We start from the raw sequence: 2,262 nt of genomic DNA, 5'->3' as shown, positions 1-2,262 counted from the left end.
GCGCGGCTCCGTGGTGGCCGAGGAGGTCCCCGGCGGCTTCGCGGGGCAGTACCGGCTGCTCACCCGGATGGAGGACGCGGGCCAGGTGCGCCGCGGCCACTTCGTCGACGGGCTGGGCGGCGCGCAGTTCTCCACCGGCGCCGTCGTGGACCGGCTGCGCGGGTTCCAGCGGGACGAGGAGGACGCCGCCGTCGACGCCGCCCCGCTCGCGCTCGCCCTGGCCGCGACGGATCCGGCGAATCCCTACGGCGCCGCGCTGGACTGGCCGTCCGTGCCGGCCGGGCCGGACGGCGTCGTGCCCACGGGCCATCGCCCGGGCCGGAAGGCGGGCGCCGTCGTCGTGCTGATCGCGGGGCGGCTGGCGCTCTACATGGAGCGCGGCGGGCGCACGCTGCTCGCGTTCACGGAGGATCCGGGCGAGCTGCGGGCCGCGGCGGAGGCGCTCGTGTGGGCGCTGCGGACCGGCCGCACCGAGCGGTTGAGCCTGGAGAAGGTCAACGGCGGGCCCGTGCTCGGCACGCCGCTGGCCGAGGCGCTGCTGGCCGCGGGGTTCTACTCGAGCCCGTCGGGGATCCGGTTCCGGAACTGAGAGCTCGACGCCGTCCGTCCGTCCGCAACGCGGGTTGAGTTGTCGCGGGTCCCGGGCTGGGACACCCGCGACAACTCAACCCGCGTTGGCATGCGGTGCGGGTGGGCGCCAGGGAGGCGCGCCGGGGATTGTTGAACAATCATCCCTCATGCCTCAAGATTGTGTGACCGGCACCTCAGCCGGGCCCGATCCGAGAGGACTGCACTGTGTCTCACGCGCCGCAGATCGACCTGAACTCCGACGTCGGCGAGTCCTTCGGCTCGTGGACGATGGGGGACGACGCCGCCATCATGCCCTCCGTCTCCTCCGCCAACGTCGCGTGCGGCTTCCACGCGGGCGATCCCTCGGGGATCGCCCAGACCTGCCGTGACGCGGTCGCCGCCGGCGTCACGATCGGCGCGCACGTGGGCTACCGCGACCTCGCCGGATTCGGCCGCCGCTTCCTGGACTGCACGCCCACCGAGCTGGCCGATGACGTCCTCTACCAGATCGGCGCCCTCGACGCGCTCGCCCGCGCGGCCGGCGGCCAGGTCCGCTACGTGAAGCCGCACGGCGCCCTCTACAACACGATCGTCCGTCACGAGGCGCACGCCCAGGCCGTCGTCGACGGCGTCAAGGCGTTCGGCTCCGACCTCCCGTTGCTGCTCCTGCCCGGCTCCGTCGCCCTGGACAAGGCGGCCGCCGCGGGGTTGCGCGGCGTCGCCGAGGCCTTCGCGGACCGCGGCTACAACCCGGACGGCACGCTCGTCTCCCGCCGCGAGCCCGGCGCGGTCCTCCACGACGAGGACGCCGTCGCCGCCCGCATGGTGCGCCTGGCCACCGAGGGCGTCGTCGCGGCGGTGGACGGCACGGACGTGCGCGTCGACGCCGAGAGCATCTGCCTGCACGGCGACACGCCCGGCGCCGTGGCCATGGCCGCGGCCGTGCGCCGCGCGCTCGAGGGCGCGGGCGTGTCCATCAAGGCCTTCGCATGAGCGCCCCACGTCACCCCGCCGCCACACCGCCGGCCCGCCCGATCCGCTGGGTCGGCACGCAGGGCTTCCTCGTCGAGTGCGCCTCGCTCGAGGACGTCATGGCCGTCCACGCCCACCTCACGGCCCACCCGGCGCGCGGCCAGCGCCAGGTCATGGCCGCCGCCGCGACCGTCCTGGTGACCTTCACCTCGCAGGCCGCCGCCGAGCACGCCGCACCGCGGGTCAGCACCCTCACCCCGGACGCCGGTGAGCTGACGGGGGGTCGGATCGTCGAGATCCCCGTGGTCTACGACGGCGAAGACCTCGCCGAGGTCGGCCGGCTCACCGGGCTCGGCCTCGACGGCGTCATCCGGGCCCACAGCGAGGCCGACTGGTTCGCCGCGTTCGGCGGCTTCGCGCCGGGGTTCATGTACTGCGCCTCCGAGGCGGCCCCGTTCGAGGCGCCCCGTCGCAGCTCGCCCCGCACGGCCGTCCCGGCAGGCGCCGTCGCCGTCGCCGGGGCCTTCTCCGCCGTCTACCCGCGCACCTCGCCCGGCGGCTGGCAGCTCCTCGGGCACACCACCGCGGCCCTGTGGGACCTCGGCCGCGAGCAGCCCGCCCTGCTGCAGCCCGGCGACCGTGTCCGCTACGTCCCCGTGCGCCCGACGGCGTCCGTCACCTCCGGCACGGACGCGGCGGTCGACGCCACCCCGCCCGCCG

At 75.7% G+C, this 2,262-nt stretch carries 2 protein-coding genes and 1 pseudogene; all 3 read left to right on the top strand.

Annotated features, from left to right (window positions below):
* Window positions 1-589: pseudogene (locus HMPREF3105_RS01230) on the top strand (ATP-dependent helicase); the annotation flags it as partial.
* A gap of 206 nt (window positions 590-795) precedes the next feature.
* Entirely contained in the window at window positions 796-1,563 is a 768-nt protein-coding gene (locus tag HMPREF3105_RS01225) for a LamB/YcsF family protein (protein WP_049161179.1), read from the top strand.
* Window positions 1,560-2,262: 5-oxoprolinase subunit B family protein (locus HMPREF3105_RS01220; RefSeq protein ID WP_141762373.1), on the top strand; the 703-nt coding region annotated here is incomplete at its 3' end. The genes HMPREF3105_RS01225 and HMPREF3105_RS01220, both read left to right, overlap by 4 nt.

The sequence above is a fragment of the Micrococcus sp. HMSC31B01 genome (genome assembly GCF_001816085.1).
Classification (GTDB): Bacteria; Actinomycetota; Actinomycetes; order Actinomycetales; family Micrococcaceae; genus Micrococcus; species Micrococcus luteus.
Note: the sequence above shows the minus strand (reverse complement) of the source record. Positions and strands in the feature narration are given on the sequence as shown.